This is a genomic window from Pseudovibrio ascidiaceicola (assembly GCF_900114245.1).
Taxonomy (GTDB): Bacteria; Pseudomonadota; Alphaproteobacteria; order Rhizobiales; family Stappiaceae; genus Pseudovibrio; species Pseudovibrio ascidiaceicola.
The window spans coordinates 21,563-44,739 of the sequence record NZ_FOSK01000011.1 but is presented as its reverse complement, the minus strand read 5'-3'; the positions used below and the strand labels follow the sequence as shown (position 1 = coordinate 44,739).

Here is a 23,177-nt window from a genome sequence, read left to right as displayed (position 1 = left end):
TCCCCTTCCCTGCGCATCTGACATCAAACACTGCCCTCTGTTTCAACGACCAGGATACGCGCCTCACCATGGGGCTGCGCTATATGTTCGGTGCCGATTGATGCATAGAAAATATCGCCTGAATTCAATAGAGCGGTGAGTTCCTCGCCGTTTTGGCGATACTTCATCTCGACGCATCCAGACAGCACGACAAACACTTCCTCTCCTTCATTCACATGCCATTTATAGGGCTGATCCGTCCAATGCAGCCGTGTGGTAATGCCATTCATGTTGGCAATCTGCTGTGCACCCCAGGCTTTGTCTGCCGTAAAGTCAGAGCTTCTGATCACTGTCGCCATTGCGTTGTTCCCTCGTAAAACCATCCAGAAATATCCGCTGATCCTATTGATTTTAAGGGTTTAATATTTAACAGTGTAGTTTCAAATTCCGCCAATGTGACCTAGCTTTATGCCAGTGGCCTTGGGTTTTGCGTAGATCCCTTTTGCTTTTCACATTTGGTTTTTCTCATAGCATTTTTCATTTTCGGAGTTCTTCATGACAGATACTGCCTCCAATTTGGTTCCGGTTTTTGACGGCCATAACGATACATTGCTCTCGTTAGAGCGTCGGTCGAACACTCCCAAGGAACGCAGTTTCTTTGAGGAGGCTGGTCACGATCACATCGATCTGCCACGCGCCCGCAAAGGCGGTTTTGCCGGCGGGCTGTTTGCCATGTTTACCCCTTCTGTGCGAGCCAAACCGAAGGAAGGTAAAGAGGTTGACTTCAAAAGCCCTGAACACTTCAAAGGCGTGCCGCAGCAGGAGGCTCTGGATTATACGCTGAAGCTTTTTGATATTGCAGAGGACCTTGAAGCCAAGGGGAATAGTGAGGTGAAGATCTGCCGTTCGACCACTGCAATCAAGGAGGCAATGGCAGCTGAGCAACTGGCGATGATGCTGCATGTTGAAGGCGCCGAGTGCATCGACAAGGACTTTGAGGCGCTGGAGTTGCTGTATAATCGCGGTTTGCGCTCTATCGGCCCTGTATGGAGCCGTGAGACCATCTTTGGGCACGGTGTACCGATGGAGTTTGAGCATAGCCCAGATATTGGACCGGGTTTGACCGACGTGGGTAAAGAGCTCGTGCGCCAGTGTAACCACCGCAAGATCCAGCTGGACGTATCTCACTTGAATGAGAAAGGCTTTTGGGATCTGGCCAAGATCACCGACAAGCCGATCGTGGCGAGCCATTCCAATGTGTTCAAGATCTGTCCGATGAGCCGGAACCTGACAGATAAACAGCTTGATGCGATTGCCGAGTCCAAGGGACTGGTGGGCATCAATTTCGCGGTCTTCTTCCTACGCCCTGATGGTCAGCTCAACTCTGACATGCCTTTGGACGTGATCTTACGCCATGCGGATTACCTGCTCAACAAGCTGGGTGAAGACGGAGTTGCGCTTGGATCAGACTATGACGGATGTCTGGTTGCCAATGACATCAAGGATGTGGCTGGGTTGCCGAACCTGATCGAAGCGTTCCGCAAAGCCGACTTTGGTGAAGAGCTTATTGCCAAGATCGCGCATAAGAACTGGATCAGCGTTTTGGAACGGGCTGGAATCTAGGCTGGTTTCACACCTCAAACACGGATTAAGCGGTGAGTTTCAATGGATATATATTACTGGGTAATCTTTTTTGCGACCGTGCTTGGTGTGTCTCTCATACCGGGTCCTAGCACCTTGATCGCATTTACACACGGCGCGACCTATGGATGGAGCCGTTCTGCTTATACAGCGTTTGGAAACAGTACTGCATCAGTCCTGCAAGCAAGCGCTGCCTCCGCAGGCTTGGGGGTCATCATAACAAGCTCCGCACTTATGTTTGCGGCAATTAAATATGCAGGTGCAGCCTACCTTATTTATGTCGGCATTCAGATGTGGCGCAGTGCTGCTCAGCCGGTGTCGCTTGCTTCTCAAGACAGCCATCACGGCAGACAATCTCGAAAACTGTTTTCTGGAGGCTTTACAGTTGCCATCAGCAACCCTAAAGCCATCGCGTTTTTTACTGCGCTCTTCCCGCAGTTCATGTCCGCCGACGATAACAGTTGGGCGCAATTGAGCACGATGATTGTGCTGGTTGGTTTGGGAGCATTTCTCGTTGCGATGATCTATGGATGCCTTGGTGCATGGGTGCGCGGACTGGAGCTTTCCAAAACTCTCATGTCTCGTGTTTACAAAACCACAGGCGGTTTGTTTGTTGCCAGTGGGTTTGGTCTTGCTGCCTCTCGAAACGGTTAACACGTCCATCGAGTGAATGTCAGCATCACGCGTTGCGTGTCTTGCAAATGCAAAAACCCCGGAGCAATGCCCCGGGGTTTTTATTATCACAAAGCGATCAGTGCTTACGCTGGCTTCAACGCAGCAGCAGCAAGCAGCTCTTTGGTATAGTCTTCTTTCGGGTTGGAGAAGATCTCTTCTGCCAGTCCCTTTTCAACCACTTCGCCTTTCTGCATCACCATCACAGTATCGGACATGGCGCGAACCACGGCCAGATCGTGAGAGATGAAGAGATAGGTCAAGCCGTGCTCTTTTTGCAGGTTGCGCAGAAGCTCAACCACCTGCTTCTGCACGGTACGGTCCAACGCGGAGGTTGGTTCGTCCAGCACAACAAGCTTTGGATTGAGGATCATAGTGCGTGCAATCGCGATACGCTGACGCTGTCCACCAGAGAACTCGTGTGGGTAGCGGTTGCGCATGGCCGGATCCATGGACACTTCTTCAAGCGCCTGGATCGCCCGTAGATCACGCTCCTTGGCTGAAAGCTGAGGCTCATGCACCAGCAGACCTTCGGTGATGATCTGTCCCACAGTCATACGTGGGGACAGAGACCCGAACGGATCCTGGAAGATGAGCTGCATTTCTTTACGAAGCGGCTGCATCTTCTTTTTGGCTGCGCCGGTGATGTCGTTTCCGAGGTAAACAACACGGCCACCTGCTGTTGGCAGAAGCTGAAGCACAGCACGGCCCAGAGTGGATTTACCGGAACCGGACTCGCCTACAATGCCGAGTGTCTGGCCTTCGCGCACTTCCATGGAAATGTCGTTTACAGCGCGCAGGACGTGGTTTGGCTTGAGGAAACCAGTCTCGGTTTCAAACTCAACGCGCACGTCCTTTGCATCCAGAACAATCGGATTGCTGTCAGGCACAACGGCTTTAGAACCGGTTGGCTCTGCATCCAGCAGCATCTTGGTGTACTCGTGCTGAGGGTTACCAAAGATCTCTTTGGTGTTGCCCTCTTCAACAACTTCACCAGACTTCATCACATACACACGGTCGGAGATGCGCTCAACGATACCCAGATCGTGGGTGATGAACACAACTGCCATGCCGAGGCGTTTTTGAAGATCTGCCATCAGCTCAAGGATCTGAGCCTGAGTGGTCACGTCCAACGCAGTGGTTGGCTCATCCGCGATCAGGATATCCGGATCGTTTGCGAGCGCCATTGCGATCATGACACGCTGGCGCTGACCGCCAGACATCTCATAGGGGAACGCCTTCACTTTACGTGCAGGCTCAGGAATACCCACGAGTTCCAGAAGCTCTACAGCACGCTTCTTGGCTGTTGCCCAGGTGTATTCCCCGTGCTCAACCATTGGCTCACAGAGCTGACGTTCGATGGTGTAGAGCGGGTCCAGAGAGGTCATCGGCTCCTGGAAGATCATGGTGACTTTCGCACCACGGATCTTGTTGAGCTGACGAATGGAAGACCCAAGGATGTTCGTGCCGCGGTAACGGACTTCACCGTGAGTGATGCCGTTGCCTGCCAGAAGACCCATGGCTGCCATCATGGTCTGGGACTTACCAGAGCCAGACTCACCCACAATCGCGACTGTCTCGCCGGAGTCCACATGGATGTTCACGCCTTTTACTGCGTGAACCATGCCGGTGTTGGTTTCGAAATCAACTTTAAGAGTGTCGATCTCAAGAACAGTGTTTTCGTTAATCTTGCTCATTCTGTCCTCTTATCGATCCTTAGGGTCCAGCGCATCGCGCAGACCGTCGCCGATGAAGTTCAGCGCGAACAATGTGGAGGTGAGGAAGATTGCCGGGAACACCAGCATCCATGCAGCACCTTGCAGGTTACGCGCACCTTCGGAGATCAACACACCCCAAGAGGTCATTGGCTCCTGAACACCAAGGCCAAGGAAGGACAGGAAGCTTTCCAGCAGGATCACTTTTGGTACCAGCAGGGTCATGTAGATCACAACCGGACCAAGGGTGTTTGGAATGATGTGGCGCTTCAGAATGCCGCCACCTTCAACACCCATAGCTTCTGCAGCCTGTACGTATTCCTGGCGTTTGATGGACAGGGTCTGGCCGCGCACAATACGCGCCATATCCAGCCACTCAACTGCGCCCACAGCAATAAACATTAGGACGAAGTTACGGCCAAAGAACACAACAAGCATGATCACGAAGAAGATGAATGGCAGTGAGTAGAGGATGTCTACAACACGCATCATCACCAGATCGACTCTGCCACCGAAGTAACCTGAGGCAGCCCCCCAGAACACACCGATGCTGATTGCAACGAAGGTTGCCAGCAGACCGATGGTCAAGGAAACACGGCCTGCAATCAGTGTACGGGTGAGCATGTCACGGCCGTTTGCATCCGTCCCAAAGTAGAAATGCATGTACTGAATGTCGGCGGTTACGGTCGCGCTCTTCTTATCTGATGAGATGTTGCTGATTGCAGCACTCTCAAACAGATCAGAACGATCGAAGTAACGCGCATAACGCTCATCCAGTTTGCGACGGGATGTTACGGTCGCAGTCACCTTGCCATCGTTCAACTCATAGCTGTCGATGGTCATACGAGCACGCTTTGCAATTTTAGCAAAGGCTGGCTGGATCTCATCCTGCTTTGGATAAGCTTCCAGGCTCGCAGGCTTCTTCACGTAGTCGCGATAAACCTGATCGTACGGATGCGGCGTCAGCATTGGCCCAACGACGGACAGCAGTGTGATCACTGCCAGCACGATCAGAGAGGTCACTGCTGCTTTGTTTGCGAGAAGACGATCACGGGCGTCATCCCACAGCGAGCGGCCCATTTTCGGGGCTTCTTTCAGCTGGTCGGAGGTAACACTCATAAATTCGAGTCCTCAATCAAAACGCACACGAGGATCAAGCATTGCATAAAGCAGATCCACGATGAGGTTGAAGATAATGACGAAACAAGCGACGACTACGACAGTACCCATTACGAGTGTGTAGTCGCGGTTCAGAGCGCCTTGTACGAAGTAGCGGCCAATTCCCGGGATACCGAAGATGGTTTCGATAACAACGGACCCCGTCAGCAATGCAGCAGCTGCAGGGCCGAGGTAGGACACAACCGGCAAGATGGCACCACGCAGAGCGTGAATGACAACGACGGTGTATCCGGACAGGCCATAAGCGCGTGCTGTGCGGACGTGGTTGGAACGCAGTGCTTCAATCATTGAACCACGGGTCAAACGGGCAACAACTGCAATCTGCGGAAGAGCCAGTGTTACGACAGGCAGAACCATGTTGACGAAGGCGCCACCGCCCCAGCCCCCCACAGGGAGCCAACCAAAATGCACACCCAGAATGAGTGTCAGAATTGGTGCCACAACAAAGTTCGGGATGGTCACCCCGAGTGTCGCAACGGCCATTACAGAGTAGTCGACGCCTTTATTCTGGCGCAGTGCTGCGATAACCCCCAAAAACCCACCAACAGCCAAGGCAAGAGCCAGTGCAGAAAGACCGAGCTGCATGGAGATTGGAAGACTTTGGGCGAAAAGTTCATTGATCGAGAAATCTCGGAAGAAGAAACTTGGACCAAAATCACCGGACAATACGCTCTTGAGATAAATGAGGTACTGTTCCCAAAGAGATTTGTCCAAATTGTAGATCTTGTTCAGATTCTCCATAACCTTTGCTTCCAATGGACGTTCCAAATCGAACGGACCACCTGGCGCTACGCGCATAAGGAAGAAGGAAATCGTAATGATCAAGAACAAGGTCGGTATCGCGCTGAGCAATCTGCTCAGGACATAGCGTAACATGGGCCTTGCTTCTCCAGTTGTTTATCGTTTTTATTTACCGATAGTTCACAAAAATGCCAGCCATGAGCTATCCTGCATGACTGGCATTTTCTGTCGCGTTAAAGATTACTTGTTAATCTTGACGAAGCGGCTTGGATGCACGTCCAACAGGTTGGTTTCGAAACCGGAAACCTTATCAGAAACAAGGTTTTTGGAGCCGTAGTACATCAAAGGAAGGAATGGCAGATCACGCATGAAGATCGTTTCCGCTTTCTTCAGGATCGCTGCACGCTTTTCGAGGTCAACAGTTACAGCTGCTTCATCCATGAGTGCATCGTACTCAGGATTGTTGTAGCGAGCGTAGTTGAAGCCTGTGTTGTCGCTTTCAGTCATGAACAGGAAGTTCTGTGGGTCGGAGTAGTCACCGATCCAGCCTGCGCGAGCAACATCAAAATCACCACGGTCACGCAGGTGTGCGTAGTGGGTCTTGGTGTCAGTGTTCAACATGGACACTTCAACGCCAAGAGGCTTCCACATGTCTGCGATTGCAACAGCAGTGTTTTTGTGGTTCTCAGAGGTATTGTAACGGATTTCAACCTTCAGAGGGTTGCTCTCGTTGTAACCTTTGGACTCAAGAATTTTCTTAGCTTCTTCCTCACGATCGAGCAGGTCTGTGTCTGCCCAAGAGGAGTAAGCTGGTTCGCCGTAGTTGTCGATTCCAGGAGGCACGAGGGAGTATGCAGCAACCATGGTGCCGCCCCAGATGTCTTCTGCAAGGAACTCACGGTCGATCGCCATGGACAGAGCCTGACGTACATCAGGGTCTTTCATAGCTTCAGATTCATGGTTCAGCGCGTAGTAGTATGTGCCAAGGTATGGCGCTACTTTGAACTGATCGCCCAGTTCGCTACGGATGAATTCGATCTGCTCCAGTGGAGCATCGTTGTTGGTGTCCAGTTCGCCAGCCTGGAAGCGGCGAAGAGCTGCACCACGGTCTTCAGTTGGGTAGAACTTAACTGTATCCAGAGCAACGTTTGCTGCATCATGGAAGTGTGGGTTCTTCGTTGCGGTCACTGCATCGTTTGGTACGAAGCTGGACAGTACAAATGCGCCGTTGGTTACGATGTTGCCTGGCTTTACGAAGTCAGAACCGTACTTTTCAACGGATGCAGGATGTACTGGAAGACCGGACTGGTGTGCCAGAAGCTGGATGAAGTAAGGAGTTGGAGCGTGCAGCTTGATTTCAAGGGTCTTGTCATCAATTGCTTTAACGCCGAGCTTCTCACCTTCCATGTCGCCTTTGTTAACGGCTTCGGAATTCAGGATAGGGTAGAGAACGTTTGCGTATTTCGCACCGGTCATTGGGTTCATGATGCGGCGCAGGGAGTAAACGAAGTCACCAGCAAGAACTGGATCGCCGTTTGACCACTTTGCGTCGTCGCGCATCTTGAATGTGTATGTCAGACCATCGTCAGAAACAGTCCAGCTTGCTGCCGCGCCGGGGATGATTTCACCCTTCGCGTTGTAAGCAACAAGACCCTCATAAAGATCACGCAGGATGTGAGCTTCATAAGTTGTAGATGTCTTATGCTGGTCAAGAGTTTCTGGGTCAGCGGAATTACCACGGTTGTAAACGGTTTCAGCCGCAGCAGATAGCGATGTAGCAGCAATAAGAGCTGCAGCTAGCGCTGACATACGAATGGACTTGATCATGCAGATCTCCCCTCTCCTCAAGTTACATTCCGCCAGATTTGGAGACTGGCAGTTCGCAGCAACATTTCACTGTTGCGTTATTATAGCAAGTGTCGAGGGATCAAAATTTCCTCGTAATCGGAGATTATTTTAATCTCTTATTTAGATTATAAACGATTACGGAAGTATTATTTCTAATTTCAACTCGAATTAGAACAAATCTTTCAACTTACGTTGCTGAATCTTTTGCAATCGCGTCACTATGACGCCCAGTGTTTGTCGCCCCCATTTTTTCACAGGCGCGGCAAAAAACTTTAACCTTGGCTCATTTGTGGTAGAGCACTACCAACAAATCTACTCCTAGCGTTGAAATGCGCTGTTTTGGGAATCTGGAAAGACAAGCTTAATGGCACCACCGCTTCTTCATGTGCGAGACATACACCTTAACTTTGGAACGACCCCTCTTCTGACTGGTGCAGAACTGCAAGTCGGGGAAGGCGAGCGGATCTGCTTAGTCGGTCGAAACGGGTCTGGCAAGTCGACACTGCTGAAAATCGCTGCGGGATTAACAGAGCCGGATAAGGGCGAGTATTTTTTACAGCCGGGACGGACGATCCGGTATTTGCCTCAGGAGCCGGATCTTTCGGGGTATGCGACAGTGCTTGCCTATGCTGAAGGTGGGCTGGCACCGGGTGATGATCAATATCGGGCGAAATACCTATTAGAAATCCTAGGCTTAACCGGTGAGGAAGATCCGGAGACGCTTTCGGGCGGGGAAGCCAAGCGGGCGGCGATTGCGCGGGCTTTGGCGCCGGAGCCGGACATTTTGTTGCTGGACGAGCCGACCAACCATCTGGACCTTCCGGTGATTGAGTGGCTGGAATCTGAGCTTAAGCAGATGAAGTCTGCCATTGTTCTGATCTCGCATGACCGTCGTTTTTTAGAGAACCTATCCCGCGTAACCTACTGGATTGACAGAGGTATCTCCCGCCGAATGGACCAGGGTTTTGCCAAATTTGAAGAGTGGCGGGACAAGGTTTTTGAAGAGGAAGAAAAAGAGCAAGCGCGGCTGAATGAGAAGATCCGACAGGAAGAGCATTGGATGGTTTATGGCGTGACTGCGCGTCGTAAGCGGAATATGCGGCGGGTGCGGGAGCTGGCTGATCTGCGTCAGCAGCGCAAGGAGCATAAAGGACCGCAGGGCAGCGTGAAGATGGCTGCCACTGAGGGGGATATCTCCGGTAAGCTCGTCTCTGAAGCCAAGCACATCGGCAAGACCTATGAAGAGCGCCCGATCGTCAAGGATTTCTCCACCCGCATTTTGCGTGGGGACCGGATTGGCTTTGTGGGGCCGAACGGGGCTGGCAAGACCACCTTGCTGAAGATGCTGACCGGCGAGCTTGCACCGGATGCGGGCACTATCCGTCTTGGCGCCAATCTTCAGATGATCACGCTTGATCAGAAGCGCGAGAAGCTTGACCCCAATGACACGCTCGTCAATGCGATGACGGGTGGCAGTGGGGACATGGTTATTTTGGGGGACACCTCCAAGCATGTCATGAGTTATCTCAAGGACTTCCTGTTTAAGCCGGAACAAGCGCGCACCCCTGTGCGTGTGCTTTCTGGCGGGGAACGGGGGCGTTTGCTGCTGGCGCGCGCGTTGGCTGCACCTTCCAACCTGATGGTGCTTGATGAGCCGACCAACGATCTGGACCTTGAAACGCTGGACCTGTTGCAGGAGCTTATTTCTGACTATCCCGGCACCGTCCTGCTTGTGAGCCACGACCGTGACTTCCTTGACCGCATTTGCACCAGCATCATCACGATGGAAGATGACAGCGGCAACTGGGGTGAATATGCGGGTGGCTACACCGACATGGTGCGCCAGCGTGGTGAAGGTGTGCAGGCGCGTAAAGTTGCCAAGGCGGACAAGGCTTCCGGCGCTGCGAAGGGGGATAAGTCTTCTACTGCTGCGCCGAAGAAGGAGACTAAGAAGTCCGGCCTCAACTTTACGCAGCAGCATCGCCTGAAGGATATTCCGGGTGAAATTGAAAAACTGGAAGCGAAAATCGCCAAAGGTCAGAAGGAGTTAGAAGATGCGAACCTGTTTACCTCCAATCCGGACCGTTTTCACAAAGTGATGACCGCTGTTGGGAAGCTGCATGAGGACCTTGCTGCGCTTGAAGAAGAGTGGCTGGAGCTGGAGATGCTTGCCGATGAGAGCTAAGCCACTCATATCCTTATGATTTTAAGAAAGGCTTCGGACCGGTCCGGAGCCTTTTTTGTTTGCGTTCCTTTGTGCGTTGGTTTGCGTTATTTGCGAGAGACTTGCGTTTTTTATGAAATTGATCGCGTGGTACCGCTGACACTCAGCCCCTGACTTATCCCCCTGCCCGGGGCGTTACTCATCGTGCTCGATCATGTGGGTGCCGTGGGTGATGGCGCTGCTGGCGCGGATGGCGGCGGCGATGAAAACCACTTCGGCGAGCTCTGCGTCGGTTGCTCCGCAGACCTTGGCGTTCTCTCGGTGGATCTCGATGCAGTACGGGCACTGGGTGGTGAGAGCGGCGGCCAATGAGATGAGCTGCTTGTTCTTTTTGGAGATCGCCCCATCGGACATGGCCTCTGCATTGAAGGCGATAAACATCTTCCATGTTTTGCCGGTGGCCAAAGAGTTGAACTTCTTCAGCTTGCGCATATTGTCCATGGAGAACATTGGCATGGGCGACCTTCCGATTGGCTCAGATTTTTCCCGGAAATTAAAACAGGCTGCGCTTAACAAGCACCAATGAAACCCGTTCAGCTTTAATCAGGATCAGACCGGTCACTTTCATTCTTTATTTTGGAAAAAGCCGCGGGCGCTATTTTGGAAATAAGCCGCGGGCGCCATTTTGGAAAAAAGCCGCGGGCGCCATTTTGGAAAAAGGCTGCAGGTGCCATTTTTGTAAAGAGTTGCAGGCGTCGTTTTGCACTAGAGCTGTACAGGCTCAGTCCTTCTTTTTCGGCTGTCTGTATTTTAAAAACTTGCCGACAATGATGGCGGTGAGCACGACCATGTAAAACTGGCCTGCCAGACCAACAATGATCGCCGCCTTTCGGGCGATGGGTGTGAGCGGTACGATGTCGCCGTAGCCAATGGTCATCAACGTGATGAACGCGGCGTACATCAGTGCTTCCTCCTGCGAGTGGGTATCCATATTTTCAATGGGCAGCCCTTTGAAGGAGCCTGGGTTCATATGCTCTATAAGAATAAAGAGAAAGAACGAGACCATACCGATGGAAATGTAGCCGCTGAGTACCCCCAGCACGACGCGATAGTTTTCTTCAAAGGTTCGGAGCATCTCATCTATCAGCACCACCGCCACCACAGCATGAAAGGCAAAGTAGATGGCGATCTGTGGGATTAACGGATCGATGGTGGGGAAGATGGGTGTATCCAGAAACGCCAGCACCAGCGAGCACACCAGCAAGATAGTGACCACACGAAAGAACTCTCTCTTCTTTAGCGTGATCAGCATGCCGGTTGCGATGTTGAAGATATAAAATGCTCCGAAAACATGGGCTTCCAACGTTTGGCCCGGCAGGATCAGCGCCCCAAACATGAGCAGCATCTGACTGAAGAGAAACACTTCAATCCGATAGTCAAACAGGTTCTTTAAAGACTTCGACCGCACCTAGAGCCTCAGTTTCCTTTGTTATTTTGCCTCAATTTTCGCAAATGAAGGCTAAGGAATGGGAAATCTGAAGGGTGGGTTAGCCCGTGAAATTTTGGAGGGTGCTGATACCATCAGTGATACCAAGCTACCACCCTCTCCGGCGTCTTCCCGGCCTCCGAGCCGGGATCTAGGGCTACGGTCACATCAACATAGGTTAGCAACTTTAAATTGTAATTACATAAAAATCTCTCAAAGTTCGAAATCACTGTTGAGTTTATTCGAGATACAAGTCAATCAAATCTTCCACTTGAAGAAACGGCTGAAGCAAAACCGTCCTTAATCGGTTTTCGTATCAATGACGATGGCATTGGTTTTAACGATGATAATTTTAACTCCTTCCAAACCTTGGACAGTCTCAGAAAGGTCGAAAAAGGGTGTCGCGGTATCGGACGACTGATGTGGTTGAAAGTCTTCAGCTCCATTTCCGTTTCATCAGACTTTGAGACTGACGGTGAATTGCTTCGACGACGTTTTGACTTTAATCGGACTGACGGTGTCGCCAATACTCAGGAGTTAATTAAAGGCTCCGTTCCCAAAAGAACAAGCATTACTCTTCAATATCCTGACAAGAAATTCCTCCTTCACAAGACAATAGAAACTGTTGCAGATGGCCTACTAGAGCACTGTCTTTGGTACTTTGTAAGAGATGAGGGCTTACCTCAAATCATTATAATTGACGGCGGTGAGAGACTAGATCTCAAAGACCATTTTAAGCATCAGTTGCATTCCCAGACCTTTACAGAAACCTTGAAGATCAAACAAAGAAAGTTCGGAATAACGCACGTAAAGTTCGTCTCTTCAGGGAAAAAGGCCAACCACTCTATCAGCTTCTGCGCTGCCGGAAGAGTTGTGAAGGATGAAGCTATTCAAGGAAAAATTCCAGGACTGAATGGTAGCATGTCGGATGAAAAAGGAGAGTTCTCTTATTCTGGCTACATCACCGGCGAGTACCTAAACGAGCGTGTATATGAGCAACGAATTGGGTTCGATATCGAAGATCGCGTTCATGACTTATTCGAGGAAACCGAAATATCCTTCGAAGACATACATGAAGCCGTTTTCGCAAACATTAAGCACTATCTCGGAGATCAGCTGAATGAAAAAATTAAGTTGGGGCGAGAAAGGGTCGACACATTCGTATCGAATAAAGCTCCTCGATATCGGTCCATAATCTCGCGTATTCCGGAAGCAGACCTCACCGTAGACCCGCAGATTTCTGATAAAGACTTAGATATCAAGCTTCACAGACATTTATATCAAATAGAACAAGAGCTTCTTCAAGATGGTCACGACATCGCTAACCCAAGAGAAGACGAGACCCATGAAAACTACAAAGATAGGTTAAGTAAGTATCTTGAAGTTTCAAAGGACTTAAAAGAATCGGATCTTGCAAGTTATGTGACACACCGCAGGGTTATTATCGATCTACTCGATTCAGTTATACAAAAGCAGTTAAATGGGAAATTCTCTCTCGAGGAGGCAGTACACAAGCTCATCGTGCCAATGCGCGTAACATCTCGAGATTTTGAATTTTCAAATCAAAACCTTTGGTTGCTAGATGAAAGGCTTGCATTCCACGACTATCTAGCGTCCGATACTCCTCTTTCCGCACACCCAATAACAGAAAATGGAACTCGAAAAGAACCCGACATTTCATGTTTGAAGGTTTTCGAGAATCCTATGCTTGTTTCCGACACACATGCATCTCCATTAGCTTCTCTTACGGTCGTTGAAATCAAACGACCAATGAGAAACGACATCAAAGCGGGAGATGCTGAGAATACTGGAACAAAAGATCCGATAGACCAAGCACTAAAGTACCTCAAAGCCCTGAGAGAAGGCACAACAACATACAATGGTAGAACAATCCCAAGATCAATGGAGATACCCGGCTTTATCTACGTACTAGCCGACTTAACAGATAATATGATTGAGTGCTGCGAGTACCATCGGCTCATCCCCACAGCCGATGGAATGGGATACTTTGGATATCATGATGGCAAAAATTACAACGCCTATATCCAAGTACTATCATTCGACGGCTTGCTTGTTTCTGCCAAAGAGCGAAACAAAGCCTTTTTTGACAAACTTGGTTTGCCTTCTCATTAGTATACTCCTCGCCGCCATGCCGGACGGAGCGGAGTGGAGATCCGGTATCCAGTGCTGAAGTCGCAAATTGTGGTGGGTACCGCTCTAGATCCCGCATCGCGCTGCGCTTGCGCGGGATGACGGATGGTGGGGGTCGATATCTGGTGGCAGATGGCAATCTGTCTCCCCAATCTTCGGTTGAAGTGACACCTACTTTCCACCAGTCCGTACCCCTGTCAAAACTGCTGATTTGACAAAGGGGGTATGTCATTTCACATTCATATGAGAGGCGTCACAATCTTTATACAAGCGGTTACCGCATCCATGATCAGCAGATTTTTGGACCGACTTTCTGACTAGGCGCAAACCTTTTGTTATGAGCGGGAGGACGGTGAATACAACACTTCCTTTGGGAAGGAATAAACCTGCCTGTCTTGTATCAGGTTGTGAACCTCCCGCTCGCCAGTAGGTCGTAGAATTCACTGTGGAGCTCAAGCATCCAGTGCTGAGTTCATGAGTTTTGGCGATTGCGGCTATGGATCCCGGCTCGGGGGCCGGGAAGACACCGAGGAGGAGGCAGCTGTTTGTCTCATGACCCGTTGAAGCGCCCTACTCTTTCCACCAATCCACACCCCTTGCCTAAATTACCGATTTGACAAGGGCGGTGTTTCATTCCACATTCATGTGTGAGGCGTCGAAACCTCGATACAAGCGGCTACCGCTCCCGTAACTAGCGGATTTTTTGTGCCTTTTTTCTGAAGGGCGCAAACCCTTTGCTATGAGCGGGAGGACGGTGAATACAACACTTCCTTCGGGAAGGAATAAACCTGCCTGCCTTGTATCAGGTTTCGAACCTCCCGCTCGCCAGTGGGTCGTCGAAAGCCCTTCTGACGCGCGGTCCTTCAACTGCCAAATACAAGGGGCATTGAAATGACCAGTTCCGCATGTGCCTGTGGCACCACAAATACTTTCCAAAATGAAATAGACGAAGTGCTCGTCGCTGCATCTGATTTGCAGAACCTTGCTTATATGCAGCAGCTGTTGCTGAGTGAGAGGATGCAGGACAGCAGTGAACGGGATGCTTTGTTCACTTTGCATTATGCCTTCCGCGACCGACTGGAAGCTCTTCAAAAAAGCTGCGGACAGATTATTGATGCGTATTCCTCTCCCATGCCCAAAAGCAGGTTTCGGGAATACGGTCGGGAGCAGGTCGACCAGCCGCAGCCCATAACCAAAACAGTGGTGTTTCCAGACAAAGCCGGTTCCTGATCATCTCAGGCAATCGGCTTTTTTGATGGCCGCATAGGTGCCCGTGGCGGGTGTTTTGCCACGATGTCCCTGTGCAGACCGACTGTGCTTGAGCGTTTGGCGCCGTGCGTGCCAGCCGCTGTGGTGCCGGAGGCGGAACGCGCATACACCCCGCATTGCCGCCAAGGGTGCCCTGCTGGTCTGCGGAGCTGTCATCCCTTCGCAGGCCAGCGCCTTTTCAGGCCGTGGCATGTGGGATGCAAACATAGCAAGAATTGCAAAGAACGGTGGGCGGCGACAGCATAGAGTGGGTGGAGTTTTCTTTATCCCTGACCGAGCTGTGCCTTTGATGTTGTACCCCCTGCCCGTTTTGCCGGATTACCTTTGCTTCGCGTTAAAATCAGGCTCCCCTTTTGGGGGAGATGTTGTAGTCTCCTTGCAAGTTTGGGGGGCTGATTATGCGGCATGAAGCTTTGCAGAAGAACATCTATACGCAGCGGATTAACCGGGCGATGGATTACATTGAGCAGAACATCTGCGAGGAGCTTTCGCTGACGCAGATTGCCGATGCGGCCTGTTTTTCTCCCTATCACTTTCACCGCATCTTTCGCGCTATGACCGGAGAGACGGTCAACCAGTTCACCAGTCGGCTGCGTGTGGAGAAGGCAGCGCGGCGGCTGAAGCAGAACCCTGCGATCTCCATTACTGATGCAGCGCTAGACATGGGCTTTGCCTCACCCTCCACCTTTGCGCGCTCGTTTCAGGCACGGTTTGGCATGTCGGCCAGTCAGTGGCGGCGGGATGCAAGCGCATCTGTTGAGGCGATTGATGGTGAGACCGTGGTGCTGGAACGGCCTGTGAGCGGGTTGGTGGCGGACAAGGCGGAGGTGTGCAAGCTAGCGCCGCGCACGGTGGCTTATGTGCGCCGGACGGGCAACTTTCAGGAACGGCCCGAGATTTTTGGCGAGGCATTTGGCGCGCTGATGGCGTGGGCCGGACCGCGCGGGCTGGCGCATGGAGCGGAGATGATGTGCCTGTTCCACGACGACCCGCAGGTGACTGACGTGGAGCTGATGCGTTTCAGCTCCTGCCTGACGCTGCGCGGGCCAGCGGATGTTGAGGGTGAAGTGGGCAAGATGGTGGTTGGCGGCGGGCGCTATGCCTGCGGACACTTTGTGATCACCCATGATCAATCACAGGCCGCGTGGGAATATATGTATGGCGACTGGTTGCCCATGAGTGGTTATGAGCCGGAGAATATGCCGTGCTTCCAGCTGTATCCGTCCATGACCGGCGAGACGGGACCACATGAAGTGGTGATCTGCATTCCGGTACGGCCTCTTTCTTAAGCTCCTGTGATTGGTAAGCGGGTTGCCGTCAAACTGCGCCTGCGGTTTATCGCAGAGTTAAGGGGCGCCGCCTTAGGGTTTGGCGGTGTTGGCTGGTTCGCGAGCGGTTCATGGTCTTCGGCTGGATATTCAGGCGCCTGTTCTTCTATCGCCTCCTGACCCTGTTCAGGATGTGGGGGCTCTACCTGTCTTTGCTGCTGTGGGCGCGCAAGGGGCTGTATTGGGGGCTGTTTGCGGGTGTTTTGATGACCGTGCTGACGATCTTCTATGCCATCGGGATTTACTGGTTTACGGGTTGGGTCTTTGTGCAGTCCGGCGGGTATGTGCTGGCTGAGGTCGCCTGCTGGTCGCTGTGGGTTCCGCTGGTGTGGATGGCAGCGCTGGACACCCAGCTTTACATGATCTGCCTGCGCACGCCGAACCAAAAGGTGCTCGGCAACCTGCTCTCCACATGGGCTTATGAGGAGAAGATCCGCGCGCATCTGAACATGGTGCGGGAGAAGGCGGAGCGGTGATGTTGATTGCTTGAGGCGATGAGCGCAGAAGAACGGCTTCAGCGCTCTATCTTATCTTTCGCTCTATCGAGTTTTGCAGGACAGCAGGATCCTTGAGGTCTGTGTGCTCTCATCCACGAGCGGTTTCTTGCTCAGGATACCGAACTTGTTGGGATCGGCATTTGGCAGACGGGAGTTACACATGGGCGTGACCGTATCAAAGATCGCCGCCAGCACTTCCTGATCCCGGAATGGATTGGTGGTTGGGGTGATACTGAGCAAGAACTGCCAGTTCCGCGCTTTGTCTGGCTTGCCATAGGACAAAGTGTACTTGCCAACCTTCTTTGTATAGATCAGCGGATACTGGCCCGATTTGATACTCTCATGAATACGTTTTTGGTTGGGGCTTTGGCAGCCAGCCAGAGCAACTCCGCTGAGCACAATAGCTGCAGCCAGCTTCAGTTTTGGATGCATTGATGGACCTCATTTCAGAAGGCCATGTCCTGCAAAGCTTGAAGTGCTGCTGGCATGACCTTACGCAATAAAGGTCTCATGTCTCATTTGGAGCCGGAGTGAGGCTGAATGCTCTTTTCAGCGATCAGCCAAAGATCTTGTCGATGTCGTCTTGGGAGAGCAGCTTCCAGCTTCCCTCTTCCACGCCGTCCAGTGTGAGGCCGCCGAGTTGGGCGCGGTGGAGTTTGTTTACGTGGTTGCCGGTGGCGGCGAACATGCGGCGGACCTGGTGGTAGCGACCTTCGTGGAGTGTGAGGCGGGCTGTTGTCTCGCTCAGGACTTCCAATTCTGCTGGTTTGAGCGGCTTGGTCTCGTTTTCCAGCATCATTTCACCGGAGGCGAACTGATCGGCTTCCCCACCGGTCATCGGGCGATCGAGCTCGACCTCATAGATCTTTGCGGCATCTGCTTTGGGTGAGATGATCTGGTGCAGGAGTTTGCCGTCATCAGTGAACAGCAACAGGCCGGTGGTGTCCTTGTCCAGTCTGCCCACAAAGGACAGAGCAGGTTTGCGCACGCGGTAGCGGTCTGGCAGCAAGTCAAACACAAGGCGCCCGCGATCCTTCATGGAACAGGTGTAGCCAAGCGGTTTGTTGAGCAGGATGACGGAGCCCTCTGGCGGGTCCAGTGGCTCATCATCAAACAGGATGTCTTCATGAGGTAGCTTGCTATCGGCTTTGATTGGGTTGCCATCTTTATCAGTGACCCAACCATTGCGGATGGCGGCCTGCATTTCTTTGCGGCTGCCGTATCCCAGATTTGCCAATAGCTTTACAAGTCTCATTTTTCGAACCTTCGGTTCTGTTGCCGCGTACGCTTATCCGAAAACCGGTGCCCACTTTTCGGGCGCACGCGCGCTTTACTTACTTATTCGCTTTAATCGCGCGGATGACTTTGTAGCCATTCTGGTCTGCCATGATCTCGTAGGACGCGAACACCTTATCCAGCGTTGCCTCATATGGCAGATGACGGTTGGCGACCAACCACAGATGACCGGATGGACGCAAACCACGGGCGGCGGACTTGATGAACTCCTGCCCGATGTCTGCGCGGTCCTGCTTACCACCTGCGTGGAATGGCGGGTTGGTGAAGATGAAGTCGTAGGTGCGTGCCAGCTTTTTGGTGGCATCCTGCCAGATAAAGTCCAGTGCAACCTCACCAGTCTTACCCTTCAGATTCTGCTCTGCAAGATCCAGCGCACGCTTTTCTGCTTCATAAAGATCAATAGCCTTGACCTTTTCACGCTTGGCAACTTCACGGGTCAGGTAGCCGAAACCACAGCCCAGATCAGCCCCACGGCCCGCCAGTTTCTCGGGCAGTGTCGCGACAAGAAGCTGAGAGGCTTTGTCCAGATGGTCCCATGCGAATACGCCCGGACGGCTGACGAATTCGCCCTCCATGATTTCGCGCGGTGCATCCAGTTTAGACCATTCTTCCACCAGCTCGTGGTTCACGGTTTCTGGTGTAATTTCTGCCCAGAACACACGGCATTTGTTCTTGGAGACCTTGCCGGTATTGCCTGCCAATTTGGTGAGATCGCTTTCAGCAGTCTTGGCACCTTCTGTGTTGGAGGCACTGACAACGACAATACCGCCCTCTACTGCGGACTTCACGGCTTTTGCCATGAGTGCACGTGCTTCGTCACGCTGGCGCGGAGGCAGCAGCATGACCAGCGGGTACTGGCCCTCAACTTCTGGTGCAACTGTGAAGCCAGCGCGTTCCAGATTGTCTCTGTCTGGAGCGAATGTCTGCTGGCAGATCAGGCGGTCTTTGGCGATGCCATTCATGGCAAAGCCCATGCGGGCACGCAGGAAGAGTGCCTTTTGATCAGCGGCACCTTCTTCGAAGAAATTGAGCAGACCGTCTTCAAATGGCAGCAGCAATGTATCGAGAGCTGGATCTTTCATCTTGTTCTTATCCTTGCTGCCCTGGAGCCTGTCGCGTTCACTCAAGTCACGCGCCGAGCCCAAGGCTTTATTTGTAGGCGTATTCTAGTCCAAACCGCTTTTCGGAGATAAGCTTAAGACGTGTGCACAATTTCACGGGTTTCGCGGAAGCCGATATCAGGGTTCTTTTCACCGATGTAGCTTACTTCCCAAGCGTTTTTGAAGAGGTAAACAGGCTTGTCGTCCCGGTCCAGTGCCACATGTGCGCGGTTGGTCTCAAGGAACTTATCAAGCTTGAGCTTGTCTTCACACTCGATCCAGCGTGCCGTGTTGTACATGGCGGTCTCGAAGCCGATTTCTGTCTGGTATTCCGCTTTGAGGCGATCCACCACAACGTCCAGCTGAAGCACACCCACAACACCGACAATCCAGTTGGTGCCAATGGCTGGTTTGAAGATCTGTACCAGACCTTCTTCTGCTAGATCTTCTAAGCCGCGGCGCATCTGCTTAACGCGCATGGTGTCTGTCAGGCGCACACGGCGCAGAATTTCAGGCGCGAATGCTGGCAGGCCGGTGACGTGGATTTCTTCGCCTTCTGACAGGGTATCGCCCACACGCAGCTGGCCATGGTTTGGCACGCCGATCACGTCGCCCGGATAGGCTTTTTCCGCGATCTCACGCTCTTCTGCAAAGAAGAAGATTGGAGCGGACACGGTGATTGGCTTGCCTGCACGCACGTGCTTGAGCTTCATGCCGCGTTTGAATGTCCCGGAGCACAGACGTACGAACGCGATGCGGTCACGGTGTTTGGGGTCCATATTGGCCTGAACCTTAAACACGAAGCCGGTTACCTTTTTCTCTTCCGGCTTGATGGTGCGACCACCCGTTGCTGGCTGAGAATGTGGAGGTGGTGCATATGCGGCGATGAAATCAAGGATCTGGTCGATACCGTAATCGCGCAGAGCGGAACCGAAGAAGACCGGAGTCAGATGGCCTTCAAGGAAGCTTTCGTGATCGAACTCGGGGTAACCTGCGCCGCCCAGTTCCACGTTTTCTTCCAGTTCTTCGCGGATGTTGTCGAACAGTTCACCAACCAACTCAGGGTCTTCCAGACCTTTAACATCTTTGATGGTATCCAGAGCACCACCGCGGCCCTCAGTGGAGGTGAAGAAGCGGTTGCCGATATGGTCGTAAACACCAAAGAAGTCGGAACCCATACCAACAGGCCAGCTCATTGGCGTCACATCAAGGGCCAGCGCCTCTTGAATCTCGTCAATGACTTCCATTGGGTGGCGACCTTCACGGTCGATCTTGTTGACGAAGGTGATGATTGGAATATCGCGCAGCCGGCAAACTTCAAACAGCTTGCGGGTCTGAGTTTCAATACCCTTTGCAGCGTCAATCACCATGATGGCTGCGTCAACAGCGGTCAGTGTACGATAGGTGTCTTCAGAAAAGTCTTCGTGGCCCGGTGTATCAAGCAGGTTGAAGAGGATGCCATCGCGCTCAAACGTCATCACGGAACTTGAAACGGAGATACCGCGTTCCTGTTCAATCTTCATCCAGTCAGAACGTGCACGACGACGCTCACCACGAGCACGCACCTGCCCCGCAGCACGGATCGCACCACCACCCAGAAGCAGCTTCTCGGTGAGTGTGGTTTTACCGGCATCCGGGTGAGAGATGATCGCGAATGTGCGGCGTGCCTTATAGGCTTCCGTGCCTGCTGTGCTCATAGAGCCTCCTTTTGCAGGCAACTCCTGCATATTCTAATAGGGCAGATTTGAGGGTATCCATCTGGCGCGACGTTCTAAGGTGTTCTTTCCGGCTTATGGCCGTCCGCAGCAAGGAACACCTAACACGCGCAAAATCTGCTGAAACTTTTGTCGGATTGGGTCTTACAGAATGTAATGAAGCAATGCCAGCCCTTCGCTGAACTTTTTCCGCAGGGCATGACAGTCCTGACATTACAACTTAGTTCGATCAGCATGGAAGCACCCTTCCAATATTTCAGGTTATTCATCGTCACAGTTCGTTTTTTGCTGCGAGGTATGATTATGCTGCTCAACTATCTTTATTCAGAGTTCTATGAGGAACAGGTGTTTCAGGATCTGCTTGGCCTTTCATCCGCGGACTGGCAGAGTCTGCTGGAGCGGCGGGTGATGCCTGCGGCCTCTTACCTGTTCACCAACAGCTCTCTGTGTGTTTCCTTCCTCGGTCAGTTTCAGGAACGGGAGCTTTATCGTTTCCATCTGAAGAGCCATCGGCGTTGGTTTGAAGATCTGCAGTGCTTTGGTCTGACACAGGAGCAGGCTGCCAAGGCATTCTTCCTCTCCCGTTTCCGCAATGCAAAGGAGGCTTTTCTAGCCGGCGAGCTCGGGTCTCGCTTGCATGCGTCCGACCCTGAGGTGCTGAGTGCCTTTGACGGGGATCTGGAAGAGCGCACATGGGGGCACTTTCTCAACGGAACTTACGGCATCTGCACCCGTGATGGACAGCCGGACACAATCTTCCAGAAGCAGGTTGGTGTGCGGTTTGTGGAGAATATGACAAAGACCGAGCCGCACCTGCTCTCGGGCGAGCAACTTGGACTACTGAGGCAGACAGTGGATTTTCTGGACGGTGTGGAATCCGAATTCGCTCCCCACGAAGTCGCCCAGTCTTCGAGACAGCGCTGTATCATTGATGTGCGGGAGCAGTATCTGGCAGAGCGGGTTGCTGCTTAGTTTCCCTCACAGGTGGTGTTCTCAAGCAGGTAAGACCAAGTGTTAATTGGCACTGCGATGGAGAATTTGTTTTGGGCGGAGGCGACCATGATGGCGGTGAGTTTGAGTTCTCCGCCCTCTTCTACCATCACCGGACCGCCGGAGCCGCCGTAATTGGTGTCGCAGCTGGTGAGCCAGAGGTTACCACGGTCTTTCAGCAGCTTGCAGTTTTTATCTGCAGCCAACAAAAACGGACGATCACGAGCATATCCTGCGCTTGTGAGGTCAAGATTTTGGGTGACTTCCGGCGATTTGCTGATCACTGGCATGGGCGGAACATCCAGTGGTTTTGAGAGGATGATCACGCCAACATCGGTTGCGGCATGTTTCAACGTTGGGCGGGTGGTGAAGGTGTAACCATCCAACAGATAGGTGCAGGCAGCTGTGGTGTGGGCGATGAATTTGTCCCGGCGCACGCCTGCAACGAAGTTGATTTTGGAAGGGACGTGGGCTTTACCGGTGCGGGCGTTGTACAGGCAGTGGGCAGCAGTGATGACCATGCGATCTGAGATCAATGTACCAGAGCACATGGAGCGGGAGCGGAACCCGGCGACGTTGACGCGGCCAATGGCGTTCCACGGCTTATCCCAGCTGTCGATGATCTCGCGGTTGTCTTCACCGATGATGCCGGGAAAGAACTTTTCCGATTTGCTGGGCTTATCCTGCGCCTGTGTTGCGGCTGCGCCCAGCGCGATGAGGAGAGCCGCCCCTAAGGCGCATTTGGAAAGCAAGTTCAGCAGCATAAGCAAGTCCTATCACGCCAGTTACGGCAGTATCGCACCTGCTGTTATATGCGGCCTGCGGGCATTCGCCCAGAATAAAATGCTGTTGCTGCTTACTCAGCTTTTTCATTGGCACGGGCCTGCGCGATCACCGGCAGATCCATATTGCCATCCTGGAACTTGAAGTTGAACTGGATGCTGCTGATTTTCCAGGCCCCGCCTTCATGCACCAGTGCAATATGATAGCTGCCATAAACCACCCAGATATCTCCGCCTTCTGCACCATCAATAAAGTGGGTGGCGGTGGCATGGACTTTGACCTTGGCTTTTTGCTCTTTGGATTCAACGAGTGCATTGCCGATCTGATGATGGGTCTGATCAAACCCGGGCAGCAGCTCTTTCCATGCAGTTGTGATTGCTTCTGGCGTCAGGTCAACAGGTTCCCCTGCCCCAAAGGAGGAATAGTCCAGATGGACACGGCCAGTCATCGCAGCTTCGACGGACTCCCAGTTCCGGTCGTCGACATCAATAAAGAAACGACTTATGCGATTTTGGATTGGCCCAATAGTATCCATCTACATGCTCCCAGCTGGTCAGGGCATCCGGCAATGCTCTAACTATTTGTTTTCGCGCGTATCCATCTGACGAAATCCGGTGTGCATT

Annotated in this window: 21 protein-coding genes; 8 read left to right on the top strand and 13 right to left on the bottom strand. The window is 52.3% G+C overall.

The features are described 5' to 3' along the window. Positions 1 to 23: 23 nt before the first annotated feature. Positions 24 to 338: a cupin domain-containing protein gene (locus BM231_RS19355; protein ID WP_093521955.1), complete on the bottom strand. Its 315-nt coding sequence runs from the start codon at positions 336 to 338 to the stop codon at positions 24 to 26. Between the two features lie 196 nt (positions 339 to 534). On the opposite strand from BM231_RS19355, the gene BM231_RS19350 reads away from it, so the two are divergent. Together BM231_RS19350 and BM231_RS19345 are read left to right on the top strand one after the other, a co-directional pair. Beyond that, positions 535 to 1,602 carry a dipeptidase gene (locus tag BM231_RS19350; protein WP_093521953.1) on the top strand — a complete coding sequence of 356 codons (1,068 nt, stop codon included), beginning with the start codon at positions 535 to 537 and terminating at the stop codon, positions 1,600 to 1,602. A 42-nt stretch (positions 1,603 to 1,644) separates the two neighbouring features. Further along, positions 1,645 to 2,274, top strand: coding sequence for a LysE family translocator (locus tag BM231_RS19345; protein WP_093521951.1), 630 nt, complete (start codon positions 1,645 to 1,647; stop codon positions 2,272 to 2,274). A gap of 104 nt (positions 2,275 to 2,378) precedes the next feature. On the opposite strand, the gene BM231_RS19340 is transcribed toward BM231_RS19345, so the two are convergent. From BM231_RS19340 to BM231_RS19325, 4 genes are all read right to left on the bottom strand, one after another. Continuing rightward, on the bottom strand, positions 2,379 to 3,989 hold the full coding sequence (locus BM231_RS19340) for an ABC transporter ATP-binding protein (RefSeq protein WP_093521949.1): 1,611 nt from the start codon (positions 3,987 to 3,989) through the stop codon (positions 2,379 to 2,381). A 9-nt stretch (positions 3,990 to 3,998) separates the two neighbouring features. Next, a complete protein-coding gene (locus BM231_RS19335) occupies positions 3,999 to 5,126 on the bottom strand; it encodes an ABC transporter permease subunit (RefSeq protein WP_093521947.1) in 1,128 nt (375 codons plus the stop codon). A 12-nt stretch (positions 5,127 to 5,138) separates the two neighbouring features. Continuing rightward, positions 5,139 to 6,062 carry an oligopeptide ABC transporter permease OppB gene (gene oppB, locus BM231_RS19330; RefSeq protein ID WP_057462785.1) on the bottom strand — a complete coding sequence of 308 codons (924 nt, stop codon included), beginning with the start codon at positions 6,060 to 6,062 and terminating at the stop codon, positions 5,139 to 5,141. Between the two features lie 105 nt (positions 6,063 to 6,167). After that, the gene (locus BM231_RS19325; RefSeq protein WP_093521945.1) at positions 6,168 to 7,754 is read right to left on the bottom strand and encodes a peptide ABC transporter substrate-binding protein; all 1,587 of its coding nucleotides are present in this window, start codon (positions 7,752 to 7,754) and stop codon (positions 6,168 to 6,170) included. A 385-nt stretch (positions 7,755 to 8,139) separates the two neighbouring features. Here BM231_RS19325 and BM231_RS19320 point away from each other — a divergent pair, with 385 nt between their 5' ends. Then, positions 8,140 to 9,960: an ABC-F family ATP-binding cassette domain-containing protein gene (locus tag BM231_RS19320; RefSeq protein ID WP_208860511.1), complete on the top strand. Its 1,821-nt coding sequence runs from the start codon at positions 8,140 to 8,142 to the stop codon at positions 9,958 to 9,960. A 174-nt stretch (positions 9,961 to 10,134) separates the two neighbouring features. On the opposite strand, the gene BM231_RS19315 is transcribed toward BM231_RS19320, so the two are convergent. After that, positions 10,135 to 10,455, bottom strand: a complete 321-nt coding sequence (locus BM231_RS19315) for a carboxymuconolactone decarboxylase family protein (protein WP_063312792.1) — start codon at positions 10,453 to 10,455, stop codon at positions 10,135 to 10,137. A 265-nt stretch (positions 10,456 to 10,720) separates the two neighbouring features. Continuing rightward, the gene (locus BM231_RS19310; protein WP_208860510.1) at positions 10,721 to 11,407 is read right to left on the bottom strand and encodes a potassium channel family protein; all 687 of its coding nucleotides are present in this window, start codon (positions 11,405 to 11,407) and stop codon (positions 10,721 to 10,723) included. Positions 11,408 to 11,845: 438 nt separating this feature from the next. Here BM231_RS19310 and BM231_RS19305 point away from each other — a divergent pair, with 438 nt between their 5' ends. The 4 genes from BM231_RS19305 to BM231_RS19285 all read left to right on the top strand — a co-directional run bounded on the left by BM231_RS19305 (position 11,846) and on the right by BM231_RS19285 (position 16,649). After that, positions 11,846 to 13,558: a hypothetical protein gene (locus tag BM231_RS19305; RefSeq protein WP_093521943.1), complete on the top strand. Its 1,713-nt coding sequence runs from the start codon at positions 11,846 to 11,848 to the stop codon at positions 13,556 to 13,558. 909 nt (positions 13,559 to 14,467) lie between these two features. Further along, on the top strand, positions 14,468 to 14,806 hold the full coding sequence (locus BM231_RS19300; RefSeq protein WP_093521941.1) for a hypothetical protein: 339 nt from the start codon (positions 14,468 to 14,470) through the stop codon (positions 14,804 to 14,806). A 437-nt stretch (positions 14,807 to 15,243) separates the two neighbouring features. Continuing rightward, positions 15,244 to 16,134: an AraC family transcriptional regulator gene (locus tag BM231_RS19290; RefSeq protein WP_093521937.1), complete on the top strand. Its 891-nt coding sequence runs from the start codon at positions 15,244 to 15,246 to the stop codon at positions 16,132 to 16,134. 110 nt (positions 16,135 to 16,244) lie between these two features. Further along, the gene (locus BM231_RS19285; RefSeq protein WP_093521935.1) at positions 16,245 to 16,649 is read left to right on the top strand and encodes a hypothetical protein; all 405 of its coding nucleotides are present in this window, start codon (positions 16,245 to 16,247) and stop codon (positions 16,647 to 16,649) included. Positions 16,650 to 16,712: 63 nt separating this feature from the next. On the opposite strand, the gene BM231_RS19280 is transcribed toward BM231_RS19285, so the two are convergent. The 4 genes from BM231_RS19280 to BM231_RS19265 form a co-directional block, all read right to left on the bottom strand. Beyond that, entirely contained in the window at positions 16,713 to 17,102 is a 390-nt protein-coding gene (locus tag BM231_RS19280) for a hypothetical protein (RefSeq protein ID WP_093521933.1), read from the bottom strand. A gap of 124 nt (positions 17,103 to 17,226) precedes the next feature. Continuing rightward, positions 17,227 to 17,925 (bottom strand): pseudouridine synthase, encoded by a 699-nt coding sequence (locus tag BM231_RS19275; protein WP_093521931.1) that lies wholly within the window; start codon positions 17,923 to 17,925, stop codon positions 17,227 to 17,229. Positions 17,926 to 18,004: 79 nt separating this feature from the next. Continuing rightward, a complete protein-coding gene (locus BM231_RS19270; RefSeq protein WP_093521929.1) occupies positions 18,005 to 19,048 on the bottom strand; it encodes a class I SAM-dependent methyltransferase in 1,044 nt (347 codons plus the stop codon). Between the two features lie 113 nt (positions 19,049 to 19,161). After that, positions 19,162 to 20,763: a peptide chain release factor 3 gene (locus BM231_RS19265; RefSeq protein ID WP_063287413.1), complete on the bottom strand. Its 1,602-nt coding sequence runs from the start codon at positions 20,761 to 20,763 to the stop codon at positions 19,162 to 19,164. A gap of 321 nt (positions 20,764 to 21,084) precedes the next feature. Between BM231_RS19265 and BM231_RS19260 the strand changes: the two genes are divergently transcribed. Continuing rightward, on the top strand, positions 21,085 to 21,753 hold the full coding sequence (locus BM231_RS19260) for a DUF6058 family natural product biosynthesis protein (RefSeq protein WP_139226374.1): 669 nt from the start codon (positions 21,085 to 21,087) through the stop codon (positions 21,751 to 21,753). On the opposite strand, the gene BM231_RS19255 is transcribed toward BM231_RS19260, so the two are convergent. After that, positions 21,750 to 22,535: a trypsin-like serine peptidase gene (locus BM231_RS19255; protein ID WP_093521925.1), complete on the bottom strand. Its 786-nt coding sequence runs from the start codon at positions 22,533 to 22,535 to the stop codon at positions 21,750 to 21,752. The genes BM231_RS19260 and BM231_RS19255 overlap by 4 nt on opposite strands. 92 nt (positions 22,536 to 22,627) lie before the next feature. Then, on the bottom strand, positions 22,628 to 23,089 hold the full coding sequence (locus BM231_RS19250) for a nuclear transport factor 2 family protein (protein WP_093521923.1): 462 nt from the start codon (positions 23,087 to 23,089) through the stop codon (positions 22,628 to 22,630). Positions 23,090 to 23,177: the final 88 nt, after the last annotated feature.